The organism is Tenacibaculum todarodis (assembly GCF_001889045.1).
In the GTDB taxonomy this organism is placed as follows: domain Bacteria; phylum Bacteroidota; class Bacteroidia; order Flavobacteriales; family Flavobacteriaceae; genus Polaribacter; species Polaribacter todarodis.
Genome location: NZ_CP018155.1, coordinates 2,712,245 through 2,732,558, shown reverse-complemented (window position 1 = coordinate 2,732,558; position 20,314 = coordinate 2,712,245). Strand labels below are relative to the sequence as shown.

21 protein-coding genes and 1 tRNA gene are annotated in these 20,314 nt (G+C 31.4%); 15 read left to right on the top strand and 7 right to left on the bottom strand.

Annotation, left to right across the window (positions count from 1 at the left end; translation table 11 throughout):
- The 3 genes from LPB136_RS12515 to LPB136_RS12505 are packed head-to-tail and all read right to left on the bottom strand — an operon-like array spanning position 1 to position 3,126.
- The gene (locus LPB136_RS12515) at positions 1-1,167 is read right to left on the bottom strand and encodes an efflux RND transporter periplasmic adaptor subunit (RefSeq protein WP_072556655.1); all 1,167 of its coding nucleotides are present in this window, start codon (positions 1,165-1,167) and stop codon (positions 1-3) included.
- 14 nt (positions 1,168-1,181) lie between these two features.
- Positions 1,182-2,525 (bottom strand): TolC family protein, encoded by a 1,344-nt coding sequence (locus LPB136_RS12510; protein ID WP_072556654.1) that lies wholly within the window; start codon positions 2,523-2,525, stop codon positions 1,182-1,184.
- Between the two features lie 7 nt (positions 2,526-2,532).
- Entirely contained in the window at positions 2,533-3,126 is a 594-nt protein-coding gene (locus tag LPB136_RS12505) for a TetR/AcrR family transcriptional regulator (protein WP_072556653.1), read from the bottom strand.
- 126 nt (positions 3,127-3,252) lie between these two features.
- On the opposite strand from LPB136_RS12505, the gene LPB136_RS12500 reads away from it, so the two are divergent.
- The 3 genes from LPB136_RS12500 to LPB136_RS12490 all read left to right on the top strand — a co-directional run bounded on the left by LPB136_RS12500 (position 3,253) and on the right by LPB136_RS12490 (position 4,773).
- Positions 3,253-4,224, top strand: a complete 972-nt coding sequence (locus LPB136_RS12500) for a polyprenyl synthetase family protein (RefSeq protein WP_083426217.1) — start codon at positions 3,253-3,255, stop codon at positions 4,222-4,224.
- A gap of 131 nt (positions 4,225-4,355) precedes the next feature.
- Positions 4,356-4,429: transfer RNA gene (locus LPB136_RS12495), tRNA-Ile, on the top strand.
- Between the two features lie 158 nt (positions 4,430-4,587).
- Positions 4,588-4,773 (top strand): PID-CTERM protein-sorting domain-containing protein, encoded by a 186-nt coding sequence (locus tag LPB136_RS12490; protein WP_072556651.1) that lies wholly within the window; start codon positions 4,588-4,590, stop codon positions 4,771-4,773.
- 2 nt (positions 4,774-4,775) lie between these two features.
- Here the strand turns inward: LPB136_RS12490 and LPB136_RS12485 are convergent, their stop codons facing one another.
- Complete coding sequence (locus LPB136_RS12485) at positions 4,776-5,363, bottom strand: riboflavin synthase (RefSeq protein ID WP_072556650.1); 588 nt, start codon at positions 5,361-5,363, stop codon at positions 4,776-4,778.
- Positions 5,364-5,422: 59 nt separating this feature from the next.
- On the opposite strand from LPB136_RS12485, the gene pdxA reads away from it, so the two are divergent.
- The 11 genes from pdxA to LPB136_RS12430 all read left to right on the top strand — a co-directional run bounded on the left by pdxA (position 5,423) and on the right by LPB136_RS12430 (position 14,317).
- Complete coding sequence (pdxA, locus tag LPB136_RS12480) at positions 5,423-6,457, top strand: 4-hydroxythreonine-4-phosphate dehydrogenase PdxA (RefSeq protein WP_072556649.1); 1,035 nt, start codon at positions 5,423-5,425, stop codon at positions 6,455-6,457.
- 71 nt (positions 6,458-6,528) lie between these two features.
- Complete coding sequence (locus LPB136_RS12475) at positions 6,529-7,065, top strand: YceD family protein (RefSeq protein ID WP_072556648.1); 537 nt, start codon at positions 6,529-6,531, stop codon at positions 7,063-7,065.
- A 1-nt stretch (position 7,066) separates the two neighbouring features.
- On the top strand, positions 7,067-7,261 hold the full coding sequence (gene rpmF, locus LPB136_RS12470; protein ID WP_072556647.1) for a 50S ribosomal protein L32: 195 nt from the start codon (positions 7,067-7,069) through the stop codon (positions 7,259-7,261).
- A 165-nt stretch (positions 7,262-7,426) separates the two neighbouring features.
- Positions 7,427-8,422 carry a beta-ketoacyl-ACP synthase III gene (locus LPB136_RS12465; protein WP_072556991.1) on the top strand — a complete coding sequence of 332 codons (996 nt, stop codon included), beginning with the start codon at positions 7,427-7,429 and terminating at the stop codon, positions 8,420-8,422.
- Positions 8,423-8,450: 28 nt separating this feature from the next.
- Entirely contained in the window at positions 8,451-8,927 is a 477-nt protein-coding gene (accB, locus tag LPB136_RS12460; RefSeq protein ID WP_072556646.1) for an acetyl-CoA carboxylase biotin carboxyl carrier protein, read from the top strand.
- Between the two features lie 82 nt (positions 8,928-9,009).
- Positions 9,010-10,350: an acetyl-CoA carboxylase biotin carboxylase subunit gene (gene accC, locus LPB136_RS12455; RefSeq protein ID WP_072556645.1), complete on the top strand. Its 1,341-nt coding sequence runs from the start codon at positions 9,010-9,012 to the stop codon at positions 10,348-10,350.
- Positions 10,351-10,440: 90 nt separating this feature from the next.
- Entirely contained in the window at positions 10,441-10,902 is a 462-nt protein-coding gene (locus LPB136_RS12450; protein ID WP_072556644.1) for an Lrp/AsnC ligand binding domain-containing protein, read from the top strand.
- A gap of 16 nt (positions 10,903-10,918) precedes the next feature.
- Positions 10,919-11,500 carry a HupE/UreJ family protein gene (locus LPB136_RS12445; protein WP_072556643.1) on the top strand — a complete coding sequence of 194 codons (582 nt, stop codon included), beginning with the start codon at positions 10,919-10,921 and terminating at the stop codon, positions 11,498-11,500.
- Positions 11,501-11,544: 44 nt separating this feature from the next.
- Entirely contained in the window at positions 11,545-11,967 is a 423-nt protein-coding gene (locus LPB136_RS12440) for a deoxycytidylate deaminase (protein WP_072556642.1), read from the top strand.
- On the top strand, positions 11,960-13,534 hold the full coding sequence (locus LPB136_RS12435) for a S41 family peptidase (protein WP_072556641.1): 1,575 nt from the start codon (positions 11,960-11,962) through the stop codon (positions 13,532-13,534). Before LPB136_RS12440 ends, LPB136_RS12435 begins: the two co-directional genes overlap by 8 nt.
- 18 nt (positions 13,535-13,552) lie before the next feature.
- Complete coding sequence (locus LPB136_RS12430; RefSeq protein WP_072556640.1) at positions 13,553-14,317, top strand: UDP-2,3-diacylglucosamine diphosphatase; 765 nt, start codon at positions 13,553-13,555, stop codon at positions 14,315-14,317.
- Between the two features lie 53 nt (positions 14,318-14,370).
- Here the strand turns inward: LPB136_RS12430 and LPB136_RS12425 are convergent, their stop codons facing one another.
- The 3 genes from LPB136_RS12425 to LPB136_RS12415 are packed head-to-tail and all read right to left on the bottom strand — an operon-like array spanning position 14,371 to position 19,020.
- Entirely contained in the window at positions 14,371-15,204 is an 834-nt protein-coding gene (locus LPB136_RS12425) for a hypothetical protein (protein WP_072556639.1), read from the bottom strand.
- 16 nt (positions 15,205-15,220) lie between these two features.
- A complete protein-coding gene (locus LPB136_RS12420) occupies positions 15,221-16,081 on the bottom strand; it encodes a Calx-beta domain-containing protein (protein ID WP_072556638.1) in 861 nt (286 codons plus the stop codon).
- Positions 16,082-16,092: 11 nt separating this feature from the next.
- Complete coding sequence (locus LPB136_RS12415) at positions 16,093-19,020, bottom strand: TonB-dependent receptor (protein WP_072556637.1); 2,928 nt, start codon at positions 19,018-19,020, stop codon at positions 16,093-16,095.
- A gap of 240 nt (positions 19,021-19,260) precedes the next feature.
- Here LPB136_RS12415 and LPB136_RS12410 point away from each other — a divergent pair, with 240 nt between their 5' ends.
- A complete protein-coding gene (locus LPB136_RS12410) occupies positions 19,261-20,250 on the top strand; it encodes an AAA family ATPase (RefSeq protein ID WP_072556636.1) in 990 nt (329 codons plus the stop codon).
- Positions 20,251-20,314 lie beyond the last annotated feature (64 nt).

The following is a 20,314-nucleotide window of genomic DNA, read 5'->3' as shown; positions in this document are numbered from 1 at the left end:
TTAGTTTATAATTTGTACTTCTTGACCATTTTGAACACTACGTGCACCTTCCATAATAATTTGATCGCCAGTTTTAACTCCTTCTAAAACCTCAACAACATCTCCTTGTGTTTTTCCAGTTAAAATAATTACTTGTTTAGCCGTACCTATTTTATCTTTTAAATCTGTAACAATATATACGTATTGTTCTCCTTTAGCATTTTCAGAAATAATACTTTGCGGAATTAACAATGCTTCTTTATTAGAATAATCGTTAATCTTTAATTTAGCCGTTAAATTTGGTTTTATAGTTCTATCTTTATTATCTACAGGAATTTCTACCTTAAATGTTCTGTTTGAAGGATTGATAAAATTACCTGCTTGACGCACATTAGATTTGATTGTCTTTCCTAAAACTGGAAATTCTACTTCAACACTTTTACCTTTTTTTATTGAAGTAATATAACTTTCTGGGACATCTGTTTCAATATACATTTTAGAAAGGTTTACGATTCTAAAAATTTCTGATCCTGGTCCCGGAGCAACAACAGTTCCTTGTTCTTTAATTACATCATCAATTACTCCAGAAAAAGGAGCTCTTATACTATATTTTCCTAACGTTTTATGTAGGTTTTTTACAGCGTTTTGTTGCGATTCGTAATTTGTTTTTGCTTGTAAATATTGAATTTCACTTCCAATTTTTTGATCCCACAAACGTTTTTGACGTTCAAAACTTGTTTTAGCAAATGCTTCTGCTGCTTGTGCTTGTGCTAATTGATTAGACATTCCGCCATTATCAATACTACCTAAAATTTGACCTTTATATACTCGTTGGCCTTCTTTTACATTAATACGTTGTAATTGACCTGCCATTTCTGGATAGATTAATACATTTTGTTTTGTTTGTACATTTCCTTGTAATTCTAAAAAGTGTGTAAACTCTTCTTGATTTGCTGTAAAAGTTGAAATTAACGGAACTTTTTTGTTTGTATCAAGTTTAGAAATTTCATCGTTTAATTGTTTAATTTGAGCTGCTAATTCTTGTTGCTGAGTATCTAATTTAGTTTTCTTTGCTCTTATAGTTGTTAAATCTTTACTTGCTAAAACTGCTTCTAAAGATTGTTCTTTTTTTTCTCCACAAGAAATTAAAAGAATTGATAGTATAGTTAGTGATATTATTTTTTTCATCTTTTCAGTTTTACTTATTTTACAGGAATATTTAATGCGTTTTCTAATGTTGCTTTGTTAGCAATTATGTCTAACATAGATTGCACAAAGTTATTTTGTTGTGTATAAAGTTGCTGTTGCGCTTGTAAAAGCTCAAAGTTTGTTGCAACACCTTCTTTAAATTTAATTTGATTTTTATTTTCAATACGCGTTGCAAGGTTTAAATTCTTTTTTGCAGTCTCGTAATTCTCAATACTTAATTGATAGGTACTACGCGCTTGTGCTACCTGTAAATTTAAACGTTGTTTTGTTTCTTCTAATTCAATATCAGAATTTTCTAAAGCAATTTGCGCTTGTGCGGTTCTTGCACTTCTTCCCATACTACTAAAAATTGGTATATTTAAATTTACACCTAAAACAGAAGATTGAAACCATTTTTGATCGCTATTAAAAAAACTAAACGAATCTGAATTTGCAGCAAATCCATAATTAACAAAAGCACTTAGTGTTGGCAATGCTTTACTTTTTTCTAACTGCATTAAAAGCCTATTACTTTCTCTTGTATTTTCTGCAATTTTAAAATCTATATGATTGTTTAGTTGAAAATCTTGTCCTAATAAGTTTAAATCTGTATTGGTAAGCACCAATTTTTCTAATGTATCTGTTAAGGTAAGTTTGGTATTAATTTCGTTTCCTAAAGTAATATTTAACATTTGATAAGCAAGTGTTTTTAAACGCTCTGCATTTCTAATACTACTTATTATAGTTCCTTCAGTAATTTCAAATTGCTCTACCTCTTCTTGTTCTGCTAAACCGTTTTCATAACCTATTCTAGCACTTTTTAACAACCTATCATTTACTTTTTTATTTCGATCTAAAATCTCGATAGATTTTTCAGTAACCAAAATATTACCGTAAGCATTAATAACAGCTTCTCTAGTTACCAATTCAGTTTTTTCTTTTGCCTGATTAGATATTTTTAAATAAGTTTTGGCAGATTGTAAACCTACTAAATAAGAACCATCAAATAACAACTGATTTAATGTTACTGTACCATTCATTGTTTGCTTTGTACCAAAAAGAACTGGTGTAAAAGTACCTGGAGTTCCTCCTGTAATTTCTGCAGGTAATAAAGAAACTGCTTGTTTTAAATTGTTTTGATAGTTAACAACTCCGTTAACTTGTGGCAAACCCATTGTTGTGGTTTCCCATTTGCGTTTTTCCGCAGCTTTAATATCATTTATAGCCGTTTTATTTTGGTAACTATTTTTAATAGCATAATTTATTGCCTCTTGCATAGACAAACTCATTTTTTTTTCTTGAGCTTGTATATTACTTATAGAAAGCACCATAAAATATATGTATAATACTCTTTTCATGTAGTTATTATTTTAACTGATTTTCTAATATTTGGATTCCTTTTTCTGTACAAATTCCTCTTAAATGATATTCTAAATAATGATTCATTAATTGATTCATAGAAAACTTTTTTAGCGGAAATAAATCGTTATCTTTTATAGCAATCATTCCATTAAAATAAATTCTTGCAATAAAATCTATATCAATGTCCGCTCTATAAAACTCTTGATCAATCCCTCTAGTTAAGTTTTTCTTAATACAATGTTGCATATACTCAAACTGTTTCAATTTAAGCGAGGCATATATTTTAGGGTAATACTTTTGTAATTGATATTGTGGAGAAGAGTTTTCGTCTTTTAAAAAAGACATTGCAAAGCTTTTAACCTCAAATAATTCTATAATTGGATTTTTTTTCTGCTCATTAATTGCATCTATACCTTCACAAATTGTACAAAACACCTTTGACGTAACCGCTGCAACTAACTCTGTTTTATTTTTAAAATGGCTATAAATGGTTTTTTTAGACACACCAATTTCATTGGCAATATCATCCATAGTAACACTCTTAAAACCTAGATTTAAGAACATTTCAGAAGCTGTATGTAATAATTTATCTCTCATAAGCGCAGGCAAAGATACGTTAGGAAACTTTAGAAACAAAAAAAGTTTCCAAAGTTTTAATCATTTTTTAACATTTCAACAAAAATGAATTAATAGATTACTGTATTTTTACAAAAAATTAAAGATTTGGATATTTTACATTATCAAAAAGAGTTTCTTGCCTATTTAAATAGTAAAAACTGGATTCACAATCCTAAAAACCTTTATGAACCCATAGAGTATATTTTACAATTAGGCGGCAAAAGAATGCGCCCTGTATTAACTTTAATGGGTTGTCATATATTTTCTGATGATTATAAAAAATCGCTTCCTGCAGCTTTAGCTATTGAGGTTTTTCATAATTTCACATTAGTTCATGATGATATTATGGACGACGCCCCTTTAAGAAGAGGAAAAGAAACGGTTCATGAAAAATGGAATTTAAACACCGGTATTCTTTCTGGTGACGCCATGTTAATATTAGCATATCAATATTTTGAAAACTATGAACCAGTGGTCTTTCAAAAACTAGCAAAATTATTTAGCAAAACAGCACTAGAAGTTTGCGATGGCCAGCAATTAGATGTAGATTTTGAAACAAGAAACAATGTTACAATTCCTGAATACATAAACATGATTCGTTTAAAAACATCAGTTTTAGTGGGTGCTGCATTAAAAATGGGTGCAATTGTTGCAGAAACTGAAGAAAAAAATACAGATTTAATTTATGAGTTCGGATTAAATTTAGGTATTGCTTTTCAGCTACAAGACGATTATTTAGATACTTTTGGTAATCCTGAAACTTTTGGAAAACAAGTTGGTGGAGATATTATGGAAAACAAGAAAACCTTTCTATATTTAAAATCTTTACTAATTGCTTCAACAAAAGATAAAGAGAAATTAAAATCTTTATACAGCACTAAATTAGAAGATAATGATACTAAAATAATTGAAGTAAAAAATATCTTTACTACTTATAAAATTCCAGAGGAAACCCAAAGTATTATAAAAGAGTACACGGAAAAAGCGTTTAAAACACTTGAAATTATAGATATTTCTGAAGAAAACAAAATCAATCTTAAAAATTTTGGTTTGCAATTAATGCAACGAGAAGTTTAAAATATATTGATTCTGAATAAATTAAAAACTTTAAAGGATAATTTTAACGTCAATTTTTATAAAATATTAAGAATAAGTTATTTTTATGTTGATTATGTTGAAAAAATAACATTAATTTGCAGTCCGAAAATGGTCCTATAGCTCAGTTGGTTAGAGCACCTGACTCATAATCAGGTGGTCCGAGGTTCGAGTCCTCGTGGGACCACTTTAATTTTCAAGCCTTTACAGCAATGTAAAGGCTTTTTTTATACTTATAAAACATAAACCCCATATCTTTTATAAGTATTGTTTGGTTTTTAATTCTAAAACCATATATTTGGCTCTAGATTTCAAAAGAATCAACCCCTAAAACTGTAAAACAAAGTGAGAAAATCCCTATTTTTCTTATTCTTTTTTTGTGTTATAAACACGTATTCTCAAATTGGACCTCCTTGTCCTTTTCCTCCTTGTCTACCTACTGGACCAGGTCTTCCTATTGATGGTGGTATTTCTTTTTTATTAGCTGCAGGAATTGCTTATGGATACAAGAAATTAAAAGAAGAAAAGTAGTTTTATTGCACTTGTGTTAATCGCGCTACATATTTCCCAATTACATCAAACTCAAGATTTACTCTATCATTAACCGACAAACTCTTAAAAGTTGTATGTTCCAATGTATAAGGAATTATTGCAACACTAAATTCATTTTTCTTTGAGTTAACAACAGTTAAACTAACTCCGTTTATAGTTATAGAGCCTTTCTCTATAGTAATATTATTTTTATCAGAATTATAAGCAAAAGTAAACACAGTACTTCCGTCTTGATCATTTATACCTTTACAAACCCCAGTTTCATCAACATGACCTTGAACAATATGTCCATCAAGTCTATCACCTAGCTTCATTGCTCTTTCTAAATTAACTTTAGTGTTAAGTGAAAGGTTTTCAAGATTTGTTTTCACTAATGTTTCCTTAATTGCTGTAACCGTATATATATCATTATCTATAGCTACAACTGTTAAACAAACACCATTATGCGCAACACTTTGATCTATTTTTAATTCTGAAGTAATATCACTTTTTATAGTAAAATGAATATTCTCTTGCTCTCTTTCTATTCTTACAACCTCTCCAAGAGTTTCTATAATTCCGGTAAACATATCGTTAAAAATTAGTTACTTTTGTTTTGTTCAAAAATAAGAACATTAGACAAGATAATATGGATAAATCAGATAAAATTATTGTTGGTATTTCTCTAGGTGATAGCAACGGAATTGGAATTGAAGTGGTTTTAAAAACTTTTAACGACAGACGTATGTTAGACTTTTGTACGCCTGTTTTATTTGGAACTACTAAGATTGTCTCTTATTATAAGAAATTACTAAAGCTAGAAAACAATATACACGGAATACATTCTTTAGATAAGATTTCTCACGGAAAAATAAACCTATTAAATATTACTAAAGATGAAGTTCCTGTTAATTTAGGAACTGCAACGGAACAATCAGGTAACTTTGCACTTCAATCATTATCTACAGCAACAAATGCATTAAAAAATAACTCTATTGATTTATTGGTAACTGCTCCAATTAATAAAGAAAATATTCAGTCGGATGAATTCTCTTTTCCAGGTCATACAGAATATCTTGAAGAAAATTTAGAAGGAAAAAGCTTAATGATATTAATGACTGAAGAACTGCGAATTGGTTTAATTACTGGTCATATTCCAATCTCTTTAGTTGCAGAAACAATTTCAGAAGAACTAATTAAGGAAAAAGTAGAAATCATGTACACATCTCTTGTACAAGATTTTGGAATAAGTAAACCAAAAATTGCTGTTTTAGGATTAAATCCACATTGTGGAGACAAAGGTGTAATTGGTACAGAAGACGATACTATTATTAAGCCAACTATTGATAAAATTAAAGAATCTGGAAAACTTGTTTTTGGGCCTTATGCCTCAGATGGTTTTTTTGGATCTAAAACTTACACGCAGTTTGACGGTGTTTTAGCAATGTACCATGACCAAGGCTTAGCCCCATTTAAAGCATTATCATTTGGCAACGGCGTTAATTTTACAGCCGGACTAAATAAAGTAAGAACATCTCCAGACCATGGAACTGGTTTTGATATTGCAGGAAAAAACACAGCAAACGAAGCATCTTTTAAAGAAGCATTGTTTACCGCATTAAAAATTTACAAGAATAGAAACGAGCACAAAAATCTAACTAAAAACATATTGAAAGTCAAATAGTTATTTTTTTTTACTCAAAGTTATTTAAACAAACAATTTTTTATATCTTTGCACGCTCAATTAGATTGATGATGAAAGACTTAAAACAATTCAACATACCGTTTGTAGGATTAAAAGAAGGAAGCCATTCGTTTGATTATCAAATTGATAAAAAGTTCTTTGACGCATTTAAGTTTGACGATTTTCTTGACGCAAACGTTCAAGTAGATATCAATTTTGTAAAGAAAAGTACACTTTTAGAGCTTACCTTTACAGCAAACGGAACCGTAAATGTTCCTTGTGATATCTCAAATGAAACTTTTAATCAAGAAATAAAATCAACTTTACCATTGGTTGTAAAGTTTGGAGAAGAATTCAATGATGAAAATGAGGAGTTATTAATATTACCTCATGGAGCTTATGAATTTAGTGTTGCACAATATATCTATGAAATGATTGTATTAGCAGTACCAAGCAAAAGAATACACCCAAATGTATTAGACGGCACAATGCAGTCTGAAGCATTAAAAAAGTTAAAAAAACTAGAAGTTTTCAAAGAAGAAAAAACAGAAGAAACAGACCCAAGGTGGGATAAATTAAAGAATTTACTAACAGAAAAAAACACATAAAATGGCACATCCTAAAAGAAAAATATCTAAAACAAGAAGAGATAAAAGGAGAACTCATTATAAAGCAGTAATGCCTCAAATAGCAACTGACCCAACTACTGGTGAAGCTCACTTATACCACAGAGCACACTGGCACGAAGGAAAACTATATTATAGAGGACAAATTGTTTTAGAATCTGCAGGAGCAGAAGCTTAAAAAAACTCTTTAAAAATTAAAAATCCCTCAAGTTTGAGGGATTTTTTACGTATTTACGTCAAAAATGAATGTTTTTGACGTTTTTTTGGTCAAAAAGTGAAAAAAAAACACGTAATTTGAATTCTCAACTCTATTATTAATAGATTGATAAACAAACAACAATTTATGACTAAAATAACTGCCGCAATTACCGCAGTAGGAAAATTTCTTCCTGAATATAAACTCACAAACAAAGTATTAGAAACTTTGGTTGACACTAATGATGAGTGGATTACCTCAAGAACGGGTATAAAAGAAAGGAGAATATTAAAAGAAGAAGGCAAAGGAACTTCTTTTATGGCTATAAAAGCTGCTGAAGATTTATTGCAAAAATCAGGAACAAATCCAGAAGATATAGACTTAGTAATAGTTGCCACTGCAACACCAGATATGCCTGTAGCTTCTACAGCTGTATATACAGCATCTAAAATTGGCGCAATAAATGCTTTTGCTTACGACTTACAAGCTGCTTGTTCAGGTTTTTTGTACGGAATGTCTACTGCATCTAGTTACATAGAATCTGGTAGATATAAAAAAGTTTTATTAATTGGAGCAGATAAAATGTCTTCAATAATAGACTACACAGATAGAGCAACCTGCATAATTTTTGGTGACGGAGCTGGCGCTGTACTTTTTGAACCCAATACAGAAGGTTTTGGATTACAAGACGAATATCTAAGAAGTGATGGTTACGGCCGAGATTTTCTAAAAATAGAAGCTGGTGGCTCAATACTTCCTCCATCAGAAGAAACAATTGCTAATAAACAACACTTTGTTCATCAAGAAGGAAGAACAGTTTTTAAATTTGCAGTTTCAAACATGGCTGAAGTTGCAGAAAAAATGCTGACCAGAAATAATTTAACCGAAGAAGACATTCAATGGTTAGTTCCGCATCAAGCAAATACAAGAATCATAGATGCTACAGCTAAAAGAGTTGGCGTAAGCCCAGAAAAAGTAATGATGAATATCCATAAATATGGAAACACAACATCAGCTACTTTACCATTATTATTAAACGATTACGAAAATCAACTAAAAAAAGGAGATAACTTAATTTTTGCCGCATTTGGTGGTGGTTTCACATGGGGAGCCAATTACCTAACTTGGGCATATAACTCATAACTAAAACAACTAATTAACCCAAAAGAATATGGATATTAAAGAAATTCAAAATCTTATAAAATTTGTAGCTAAATCTGGTGCAAGTGAAGTAAAACTTGAAATGGAAGATGTAAAAATTACCATTAAAACAGGTTCAGATACTCCTGAAACAACAATTGTGCACACTGCAGCTCCAGTTGCTCAAATGCCAATTGCAGCATCAATACCTGCTGCACAACCAGTTGCTGCCGCTCCAATTCCTGCTGCTGTAAATGATGATTCTAAATACGTTACGGTTAAATCTCCTATTATAGGAACTTTTTACCGTAAACCATCTCCAGACAAACCAAATTTTGCCGAAGTAGGTACAGAAATTAAAGTTGGAGACACAGTTTGTATCATTGAAGCAATGAAATTATTTAATGAGATTGAATCTGAAGTTTCTGGTAAAATTGTAAAGATTTTAGTAGATGATTCTTCTCCGGTTGAATTTGATCAACCATTATTTTTAGTAGATCCATCATAATTAGAAGGAAGAAGTTAGACTTTAGACGTTAGAAAAACTAACCCTAAAATCAAAAAAAACTAAACTCTCAAACTCGAAAATTATGTTTAAAAAAATATTAATCGCCAATAGAGGTGAAATCGCTTTACGTGTCATAAGAACCTGTAGAGAGATGGGAATAAAAACTGTAGCTGTATATTCTAAAGCAGATGCAGAAAGTTTACACGTACGTTTTGCAGATGAAGCCGTTTGTATTGGTCCTGCACCAAGTAGTGAGTCATACTTAAAAATGGCAAATATTATTGCTGCAGCAGAAATTACAAATGCAGATGCAATACATCCTGGTTATGGCTTCTTATCTGAAAATGCTAAATTTTCTAAATTATGTGCCGAACATGAAATTAAATTTATTGGAGCTTCTCCAGAAATGATTGACAGAATGGGAGACAAAGCCAACGCAAAATCTACAATGATTGAAGCTGGTGTGCCTTGTGTTCCTGGAAGTGAAGGTGTTATTGAATCTTTTGAAGATTGTGAAAAAACAGCTATAGAAACTGGTTACCCTGTTATGCTTAAAGCATCTGCTGGTGGTGGTGGAAAAGGAATGCGTGCTGTTTGGAAACCTGAAGATTTAAAAGATGCTTGGGATTCTGCAAGACAAGAATCTAAAGCTGCATTTGGTAATGATGATATGTATATGGAAAAGCTTATTGAAGAGCCTCGCCATATAGAAATTCAAATTATTGGAGATTCTTTTGGAAAAGCATGTCATTTATCTGAAAGAGATTGCTCTGTACAACGTCGTCATCAAAAGTTAACGGAAGAAACTCCTTCTCCTTTTATGACAGACAAATTGCGTACTGCAATGGGTGAAGCTGCGGTAAAAGCTGCAGAATACATTAAATATGAAGGCGCTGGAACGGTAGAATTCTTAGTAGACAAACACCGTAACTTCTACTTCATGGAAATGAATACTCGTATCCAAGTAGAACACCCAATTACTGAAGAAGTAGTTGATTACGATTTAATTAGAGAGCAGATTTTAGTAGCTGCTGGCGTACCAATTTCTGGAAAAAATTATTTTCCACAAATGCACGCAATTGAATGTAGAATTAACGCAGAAGACCCATATAATAACTTTAGACCTTCACCAGGAAAAGTAACAACTTTTCATGCTCCTGGAGGCCATGGAGTAAGAATGGATACACACGTGTATGCAGGTTATATGATTCCTCCAAATTACGATTCTATGATCGCAAAATTAATTGTAAAAGCACAAACACGTGAAGAAGCAATTAATAAAATGAAGCGTGCTTTAGATGAGTTTATTATTGAAGGAATTAAAACAACAATTCCATTTCATAGACAATTAATGGATCATCCAGATTATGTAGCAGGAAACTACACTACAAAATTTATGGAAGATTTTGAAATGAAAGCATAAACAAGTTTTTTGTTTAAAAAATAAATTAAAAATAGCATATACACTTTTGTATGTGCTATTTTTTTATATTTATGCCTTATTGAATTTACAATGAAGAAAAAACTAAAAATTGACGGAATAGACAAAATAATTATCAAAAGTTTGGTGAAAGATGCTCGTACACCAATTTTAAGTATTGCAAGAGAAGTTGGCATTTCTGGAGCAGCCATTCATCAAAGATTACGAAAATTAGAAGAGTCCGACTTAATTGAAGGTTTTAAAATGGTCTTAAACCCTAAAGCTTTAGGGTATACTACAACAGCTTTTGTTGGAATTTTTTTAGATTCATCTAGTATTTATTCTTCTGCCATAAAAAGACTTAAAGAAATACCAGAAGTTGTAGAAAGTCATTATACTACAGGAAATTATGCTGTTTTTATTAAAATACTATGTAAGAATAACGAAGATTTAATGCACTTACTTAATAAAGATATTCAAAATATAAAAGGAGTTTCTAGAACAGAAACTTTTATTTCTTTAGACCAACAAATTGATAGACAAATTAAAATTTAACCCTTAAACTACCAAAATGAACGATTTTATCCTCTACTTTAAAATGGGCTTATATCACGTATTAGACATAAGAGCCTACGATCATATTCTATTTTTAATTGTACTTGCTTGTGTCTATATTTTTAGACAATGGACAAAACTTATTTGGTTAGTTACCTTATTTACAATTGGACACTCTATAACTCTAGCTTTATCTGCTTACGGAATTATAAATGTTCGTGCAGATTTGGTTGAATTTCTTATTCCGCTAACTATTTTTATTACCGGTTTAATGAATATTTTTACAGCCAAAAAAGCATCACAAGGAAAAGAAAACCAGAATTTATTTTTCGCTCTTTTCTTCGGATTAGTGCACGGACTTGGTTTTTCCAACTATTTTAAAATGATGATTGGAAGAAATGAGGATAAACTCTTTCCACTATTAGAATTTGCTTTAGGTGTAGAAGTTGCTCAGGTAATTATTGTATTAATAATCTTATTAATTGGCGCTTTATTTCAAGGAATATTTAATGTAAGTAGAAGAGATTGGATTTTGGTTGCATCTGCAGTTGTAGCCGGTTTTGCTGCCCAAATGATGATTAACAGGGTTTTTTGGTAAATAATTAACGCATCAATAAAACTGAACTTACTAATTTAGCTTTTATGAGTAAAAAGAAATTGAAATACGATAAAGCCTACTTAAGGATGGCGCATGAATGGGGGAAACTTTCTCACTGCGAACGCAAAAAAGTAGGTGCAATTATTGTAAAGGATAGAATGATAATTTCTGATGGATTTAATGGTACTCCAACCGGTTTCGAAAATCCATGTGAAGATGAAGAAAACTATACTAAATGGTATGTTTTACATGCAGAAGCTAACGCAATTTTAAAAGTTGCTGGCTCAACACAATCGTGCAAAGACGCCACTTTATATATAACATTATCTCCTTGTAAAGAGTGTAGCAAACTCATCCATCAATCAGGAATTAAAAGAGTTGTTTATGCTCAAAAATACAAAGACACATCTGGAATAGATTTCTTAGAAAAAGCAGGCGTTGAACTTATGCACCTAACTAATGAATAAAAATAATTTACCTATATATTTATCAATTGCCGTTGTATTCGGAATATTAATTGGTGTTTTTTTTAATGGCGGAAATTCTTCCAGTTTAGCATTTGGGAATTCTTCCAAAGAGAAGAAAATTAAACGATTAATAGATTATATTCAACGAGATTATGTTGATACTGTTAATACAGACAACCTTTTAGACGGAGCTATTACTGAAATGATGGAAAAATTAGATCCGCATTCTGTATACATTCCAAAAGAAAGACTACAAGCAGTTACCGAAAGTATGCAAGGTAATTTTGTGGGAATTGGTGTACAATTTAGAATGATTGAAGATTCTATTATGGTAATTAGACCTATTGAAAATGGGCCAAGTATAAAAGCAGGAATTAAAGCTGGTGACAGAATTTTAATGGCAAATAAAGATACTTTATTTGGCAAAAACTTACCGAGTGGAAAAGTTCCAGATTACTTAAAAGGAAAACCAAACACACAAGTAAAACTTCAAATTTATAGAAGAGAGAATGATTCAACTTTTAACGTTATGGTTAATCGTGGCAACGTAAACATTAAAAGCGTAGATGTAGCATATATGTTAAATGACTCTGTTGGATATATAAAATTAGACAGATTTGCTCGTAATACATACAAAGAGTTTAAAACTTCTTTAGATAATTTATTAGACGATGGAATGACCGACTTAGTTCTCGATTTACGTGGAAACGGTGGTGGATTTATGGACATCGCAAATAGTATTATTGATGAATTTTTAGAAGACGATAAACTAATTGTCTTCACAAAAAACAATAAGGGTTTTATTGATAAATCATTTGCAACCTCTAAAGGCGATTTTGAAAAAGGTGGTTTATATGTTTTAATTGATGAAAACTCAGCTTCTGCTTCAGAGATTGTAGCTGGAGCATTGCAAGACAATGATAAAGGAACCATTATAGGGCGCCGTTCTTTTGGAAAAGGATTAGTACAGGAAGAAATGGATTTAGGAGACGGATCTGCCGTTAGATTAACTACGGCACGTTATTATACTCCAACAGGAAGATCTATCCAGAAACCCTACAGTAAATCTCAAAAAAACAACAATTCAATTGATTATGATGGTGATGTAGAACAACGTTATGAAAATGGAGAGTTATTTAGCAAAGACAGCATTAAAACCATTGATAGTTTACAATTTAAAACACCAAAAGGGAAAATAGTTTTTGGTGGCGGAGGAATTATTCCTGATGTATTTGTACCAATTGATACAACTGGTTATGTACATACAAACTTCTTTATTTCTTTAAATAGGTTTGCTTTTAAGTATGTAGATGATAATAGAAAAGAATTATCTAAGGAAACAGTTGAAAGTTTTATGTTGAATTTTGATAAAAACGGAACAGTTTCGGATCAATACTTATCAAAATTAAAAGATTTTAATCCATCTTATAAAACAAAAGAACAGTTAAAAAAATACTTAAAAACCATAATTGCTTCTGAATTATATGGTGAAGAAGGAATATATAGAGCTAACCAAGAAGACGACAAAATGCTTCAAAAAGTTTTTGAGTTGGAAAGCCAAAATTAAAGCCGTTTCTTTGCTATAATGATTACTATAAATACTTCAGACAATAAAAAAGTCTATTTTGCATCTGATCAACATTTAGGAGCGCCAACTACAGAAGCTAGCTTTCCACGCGAAAAAAAATTCGTTGCTTGGTTAGATGAAGTAAAAGAAGATGCTGAAGCATTTTTTTTATTAGGCGATTTATTCGATTTCTGGTTCGAATATAAAACTGTAGTTCCAAAAGGCTTTGTTAGAGTTTTAGGTAAACTTGCAGAAATTCGCGATAGTGGAATCCCTATTTATTTCTTTGTTGGAAATCATGATCTATGGATGCATGATTATTTTGAAAAAGAATTGAACATTCCTGTTTTTCATGAACCAAAAGAATTTACCATTAACAATAAGTTATTCTTAATCGGGCATGGAGATGGTTTAGGACCGCATGATAAAGGTTATAAAAGAATGAAAAAAGTGTTTACTTTCCCTTTGTTTAAGTGGTTATTTAAATGGCTACATCCAGACTTAGGAGTTCGTTTAGGGCAATACATGTCTGTTAAAAATAAAATGATTTCTGGTGATGAAGATGCTAAATTTTTAGGCGAAGAAAATGAATGGTTAGTGCAATATTGCAAAAAGAAACTAACTGAAAAACATTATGATTATTTTGTTTTTGGTCATCGTCATTTGCCATTAGATATACAACTACAAGAAAACAGCAAGTATGTTAATTTAGGTGATTGGATACAGTATTTTACGTATGGAGTTGTTGACAAAGAAAGTTTAAAACTAAAAACATATAAATAAAAAAAGGATGCTTTCGCATCCTTTTTAATTTATTTGATTTTTAAATCTTTATCCTATAATTCATAAAATGAATAAAGTACTTGATTTGGATTAGTACTTGATGTATCAGTTTTAACGCTTACACCAACTACTGCATTATCTACAAATTGACCTGGAGGAACATCACCAGTAAATTTCTCTACAGTTCCATCAGGAAAAACAGCATAAATAGTAAAACCAATTGGTTCTGCTGAAGTACTTTGGTTAAATAAATTTAATGCCATAAAAGCATCAATTGAAGCAAGTAAATCATCATTTGGAATATAGAAACCTGCATTTCCTAAACCATCCAAAGGTAAAGTCATTGGTCTTGGGTGCGTACCTGCCGAGTTTGTTTGGATATCAGTAATCCAATCTCCAGTTGCTATATCAAAAGCACTCATACCAAACCATAATGCTCCAGCTTCGCCTAGCTCATTAAAAGCCAACAACTCAATACCATTAGGATTTGGTGCAGGTAAAACTAGAAATGAAACAGCTTGTTTATCTCCTAACTGAACATTGTTATATAATCCTCTAACACCATCTAAAGTTAAGCTATTAAAAGCTCCAGAATCATTTGCGAATTCAAATAATCTTGAAGTTTCTCCTGGAGAAAAAATCATAGTTTCAGATACTCCGTTTAAAGTATATTCAACCTGAGTATTTGTATCTAATGCTTCAGATAAGCGAATAGCAACAAAAGAGCTTTCTTGTGTTGCATCTGCTATAAGCTCACCAGCAGTAGTTAAACTGACTGTGTAAACCTTTGAAGACGCAATCGTTGGTTCATCATCATCAATAGCACATGAGCTAAATATTAGCGCAAATGCAATAATTGCAAATTTTAATTTATATATATATTTCATCTTTTATTTTTTAAAGTTATACTTTTCCTATTAAATAGGTTACTTCTGATCCATTAGTTGTTTTAGAAATTTCTAAAGTATCTTCAATTGTATCATAAAACCCCGAAGCATTTATTAGCGTATCAGTAAAATTTTCTGATCCTGTTGGTGAAACAAATTCTAAATTATAATCAATAGCATTGCTACCCGCTTCCCAAACATAAATTGTAAAAGTGAATATATCATCTGCTTCAGCTTCTAAAATAGTTAAGGTTTCTGGCGTTGTATTAAATGCAGAACCAAAATCTATACTTGAGCCAGCAGAATTAAACATACCGAAATCAAAATCTGTTGCAGCATCTCTCCAACTTAATGTAACCGTAGCATCACCTGCTGTTGTTACTACTGTTTTTAATGAATCGTAAACTTTTACAGTTCTAGATTGATTCTCAACATCATTAGTAAGTAATATAAAATTACTGTTTTGAGATTCTGTAAAAGTCAAATTCTCAATTGCAACTGTATATACTTCTCTAGCATCTTCTTTAGCATCATCTGCAAAAGTTAAAACTAATTCTTTACTTGTTTCTCCTGCTGCAAACATAACTTCTGAATAACTTACTTCTTGTGCTCCATTAGATTCTATAGAACCATCTGAAGAAGTTATTTTAAAAGTAACACTTGCCTCTAAAGGTAATGCTTTAGACAAAGAAATTTCATAATTAGCAGTACCTCCTGCTTCCAAAGCCATAACATTTTTATTAGTATCAGAAAAAGAGATTTCTACTTGTTCTGGATCAAAACTTGTTGCTACTACAGGATCAAAATCATCTGTTTCACAAGAAGTAAAAGCTATTGCTGCTATTGCTGCAAATAGTATTTTATTTAAATATTTCATATTTCTTTATTTTATTTTAATGTGAAACTTAACCTAGCAAATAAGAATCTACCTCCAATACCAAACTGCTGTGCTCTTCTTGACCAATCAAAACGACCACTACTTCTATTGTTTCCTCCATCTGCTAAAGCATCTGCAGCTCTGTCTGGATATACATCAAAAATGTTATTTGCTCCAACAGTTAATGTTAAGTTATCTGTAGCTTTATACCCTACTGATAAATCAGTAACAATTTTATCACTAAAAACTTGTTGTCTATCTACATTTGTTGTTGCTTCTGTAACTTCTCCAAAATAGACGTTTCTCATAAATACGTTAAACTTATCGGCTGTTAAGTTGTTTGATAAACTTAATTTAGTTCTTGGAACTGCTTCCTCTAAGTAAACTCTACTATCATCAGGAAAATAAGTACCTTCTAGACCTGCATTTACAATCTGTTGAGAAGAATGAATATCATCCACTTGTTTTGTTTCAGAAAATGTTCCTGATAAATCAGATTTTAAAGTCATATCATTTCCAAAACGAGCTTTATGGGTAATAACAACATCAATCCCTTTAGACTCTGTATCAATTGCATTTGCAAAGAATGATGCTGCTGTTGCATTTGCATCTCTTAACAATTGACCAAACTCTGAATTTGAATCATCATTAGGGTTACTATTAGTATCATTAGTAGTAAACTGACCTGTATAAACAACTCTATCTTCTATACCAACCCAATAACCGTCTACAGTAATTTTCATGTTTGCATCTGGTAATTTAGCTGTAAAACCTAAACTTACACTTGCAGATTCCTCTTGTTTTAATTCAGGAATTCCTAATAATTTTGCTACTCTACTATCATTTGCAAACGTACCAACCTCTTGTGGGTCTCCATTTTGATCAAAAATAGTTGATGTAGAGTTAAAATTTAATTGGTGTAAAGACGGTGCTCTGAAACCTGTATTAAACGCTCCTCTTACAGCAAAATTATCAGTTAACTTATACCTTGATGCTACCTTATAATTAAATGTTGAACCAAAATCTGAATAGTTTTCAAATCTACCAGCAACACTTACTAAAAATCTCTCAGTAAGATCTGCTTCAAAATCTACGTAAGCCGCAATACTATTTCTATTTCTTGAAACTTCATTATCTGGGCTAAATCCAGGGAAAACTTGTGATCCTCCTGGTCTTGTATTTCCAAAGAAATCTGTTGCTCCAGAAGTTGTAGCAGTAACTGGCAATCCATTAATGTCATATTGTGTATATGAAGCTTCTTCTCCAGCTTCAATCTCATAAACTTCAGTTCTATATTCTGCTCCTAATGCAACGTTAAATCCACTAAACACATCAGGATAGTTCTTAGAAAAATCTAAATTTGTTGTGTTTTGTCCAAAAGAAAAACCTCCTGCATCAAATCTAGTAGGCGTAGAACTTAACATAGATGCGTTGGCTGTATTAGAAATTTCATACAAGAAACTGTTTTTACCCCAAGTATTAGAAAAATCTACATCCCATTCACCAATTTTACCTTTAATACCAACACCAACAGACTGATCGTTAATTTTAGAGTTTATTTCTGGTAAAAAACCATTTAAATATGCTGGTGTGTAAGTACGAGATTGATTTGGCAGTCTATAAAAACCAGCTGAGTTACCATTACGAGAACTTATACCTGCAAAAGAATACAATTCTGTTCCGTTATCATCTAAAGGCAATTCCATATTTGCAAAGAAACGCCCGCTACGTAAGCCAGACTGACCAACTCTCATGTTATAATCGCTACGAGTTTGCCCTCTTGCAATTAATTCAGCATCTGTTGTATCAAAACCTAAAAGACCCTGTAACTCACTCATTGAACCAGCATTATTAATAGCATTTTTAGTAGCTAAATCAAAATGCGTTACACCTTGCGCTAAAAACTGAATATCACCCATTGAAAGATTTGACAAATCATATCCACCAGATTGCGCTGCAACCCATTCAATAGAATTGTAAGCATTAAAAACGCTTCCTTCCCATTCTTTCATTCTACTATATGGATTTCTAAAATCAAAATCTCCAGTAAAATTAATAAAACCACCGTCTTTACCTAAGTCAATACCGTAGTTAGCAGAAACATTTACGGTTTCACCATCCATACCTCCAGTTTGTTCATTTGCATTACTAGAAACATTAGCTCCAGCTGTAACAGATAAGTTTAACTCATTAGTAGTATCATTTAAAACAATATTAATAACTCCTGCAATTGCATCAGAACCATACTGAGCCGCTGCACCATCTTTTAATATCTCTAATCTTTTAATAGCTGCAGCAGGTATTGCATTTAAATCTGTACCTACACTACCTCTACCAAAAGTTCCATTTACATTAACTAAAGAAGAGTTATGTCTTCTTTTACCGTTAACAAGTACTAATACCTGATCTGGACCTAAACCTCTTAAAGATGCTGGGTCAATATGGTCTGTACCGTCAGAAATAGTTTGAGTGTTAGACGTAAATGAAGGTGCAGCATAATTTAAAATTTGATTTAAATTAACTTGCGGACTAGCTTGTGCTAATTCCTTTACATCTAAAACTTCAATTGGTACTGGTGTATCAATTATTGTACGACTCTTGTTACGAGAACCTACTAATACAATTTCATCTAAACTTACACTGTCTTCTGCAAGAGTAATTGTAAGATATTTAGATGAAGTTACAGACTGTTCTACAGTCTCAAATCCAATTGAAGAAACTACTATTGTAGTTGGTAATTGCTTTAAATTTATAGCAAATTCTCCATTATCATCGGTAGTTGTACCGTTGGTAGTTCCTTTTTCTATTACATTTATGTAAGGAAGTGTCTCACCATCTGAGCCCACAACTTTACCTTTTATTGTTTGAGCTATTAAAGAGCTGCTTAATAAAAGTAAAAATGCAACAAGTGTTTTCTTAAAAAAATAACTTTGTTTCATATATTTATTGGTTAAATGTTATCATACAAATATTTATATTTTTTTTAACAAAAACAAACTATTATTAACATATTTACAACTTTAACACCTTTCCATTAAATAATAACATCTCATAATTAATTTCAATTAAAAAAGACTCACCTAATTTAACATTAATCTTTAACCATACTTTAACAACTCAAAATTTACTATTATTGTAGCTTTGTTTTTCTAAAATTATAACACAAATAAAGATATCAAATGGATGTAGATGTAAGAGCTATTAATGAGAAAATTGAAAGAGAGAGTGCTTTTGTAGACATACTTACAACCGAAATAAATAAGGTTATTATCGGTCAAAAAGAAATGGTTGAGCGCTTATTAATTGGTTTATTAGGTAACGGACACATACTTTTAGAAGGTGTACCTGGACTAGCAAAAACACTAGCCATCAATACTTTATCCAAAGCTGTGCAAGCAAGTTTTAGTAGAGTACAGTTTACTCCAGATTTATTACCAGCGGATGTTGTTGGTACAATGATTTACAATGTAAAAGAAAACGACTTTTCAATAAAAAAAGGACCAATTTTCGCAAATTTTGTGTTGGCTGATGAGATTAATCGTGCGCCAGCAAAAGTTCAATCAGCTTTATTGGAAGCCATGCAAGAACGTCAAATTACAATTGGCGACACTACTTTTAAATTAGATGAACCATTTTTAGTAATGGCAACTCAAAATCCAGTTGAACAAGAAGGAACTTACCCGTTACCAGAAGCCCAAATGGACCGTTTTATGTTGAAGGTGGTTATTGATTACCCAAAATTAGCGGATGAACAATTAATTATGCGTCAAAATTTGAATGGCGGATTTGGAACTGTAAATCCAACTGTTTCTGTTGCCGAAATAATTAAAGCTCGTGAAGTAGTGAATGAAGTTTACATGGACGAAAAGATTGAAAAATATATTTTAGACATCATTTTTGCTACTCGTTATCCTGAAAAATACAATTTAGAAAGCTTAAAACCATTAATTAGTTTTGGAGCTTCGCCTCGTGGAAGTATCAACTTAGCAAAAGCTGCAAAATGTTACGCTTTTATTAAACGAAGAGGTTATGTAATTCCAGAAGATGTACGTGCCATTGTGTACGATGTTTTACGTCATAGAATTGGAGTTACTTATGAAGCGGAAGCGGAAAATATTTCTTCAATGGATATTATTAGCCAAATAGTAAACGAGATTGAAGTACCATAGAAAGTTTGCAGTAAAATAAGTAGCAGTAGGCAGTTGCTTACTCTTACTAACTACTAAATTAGAA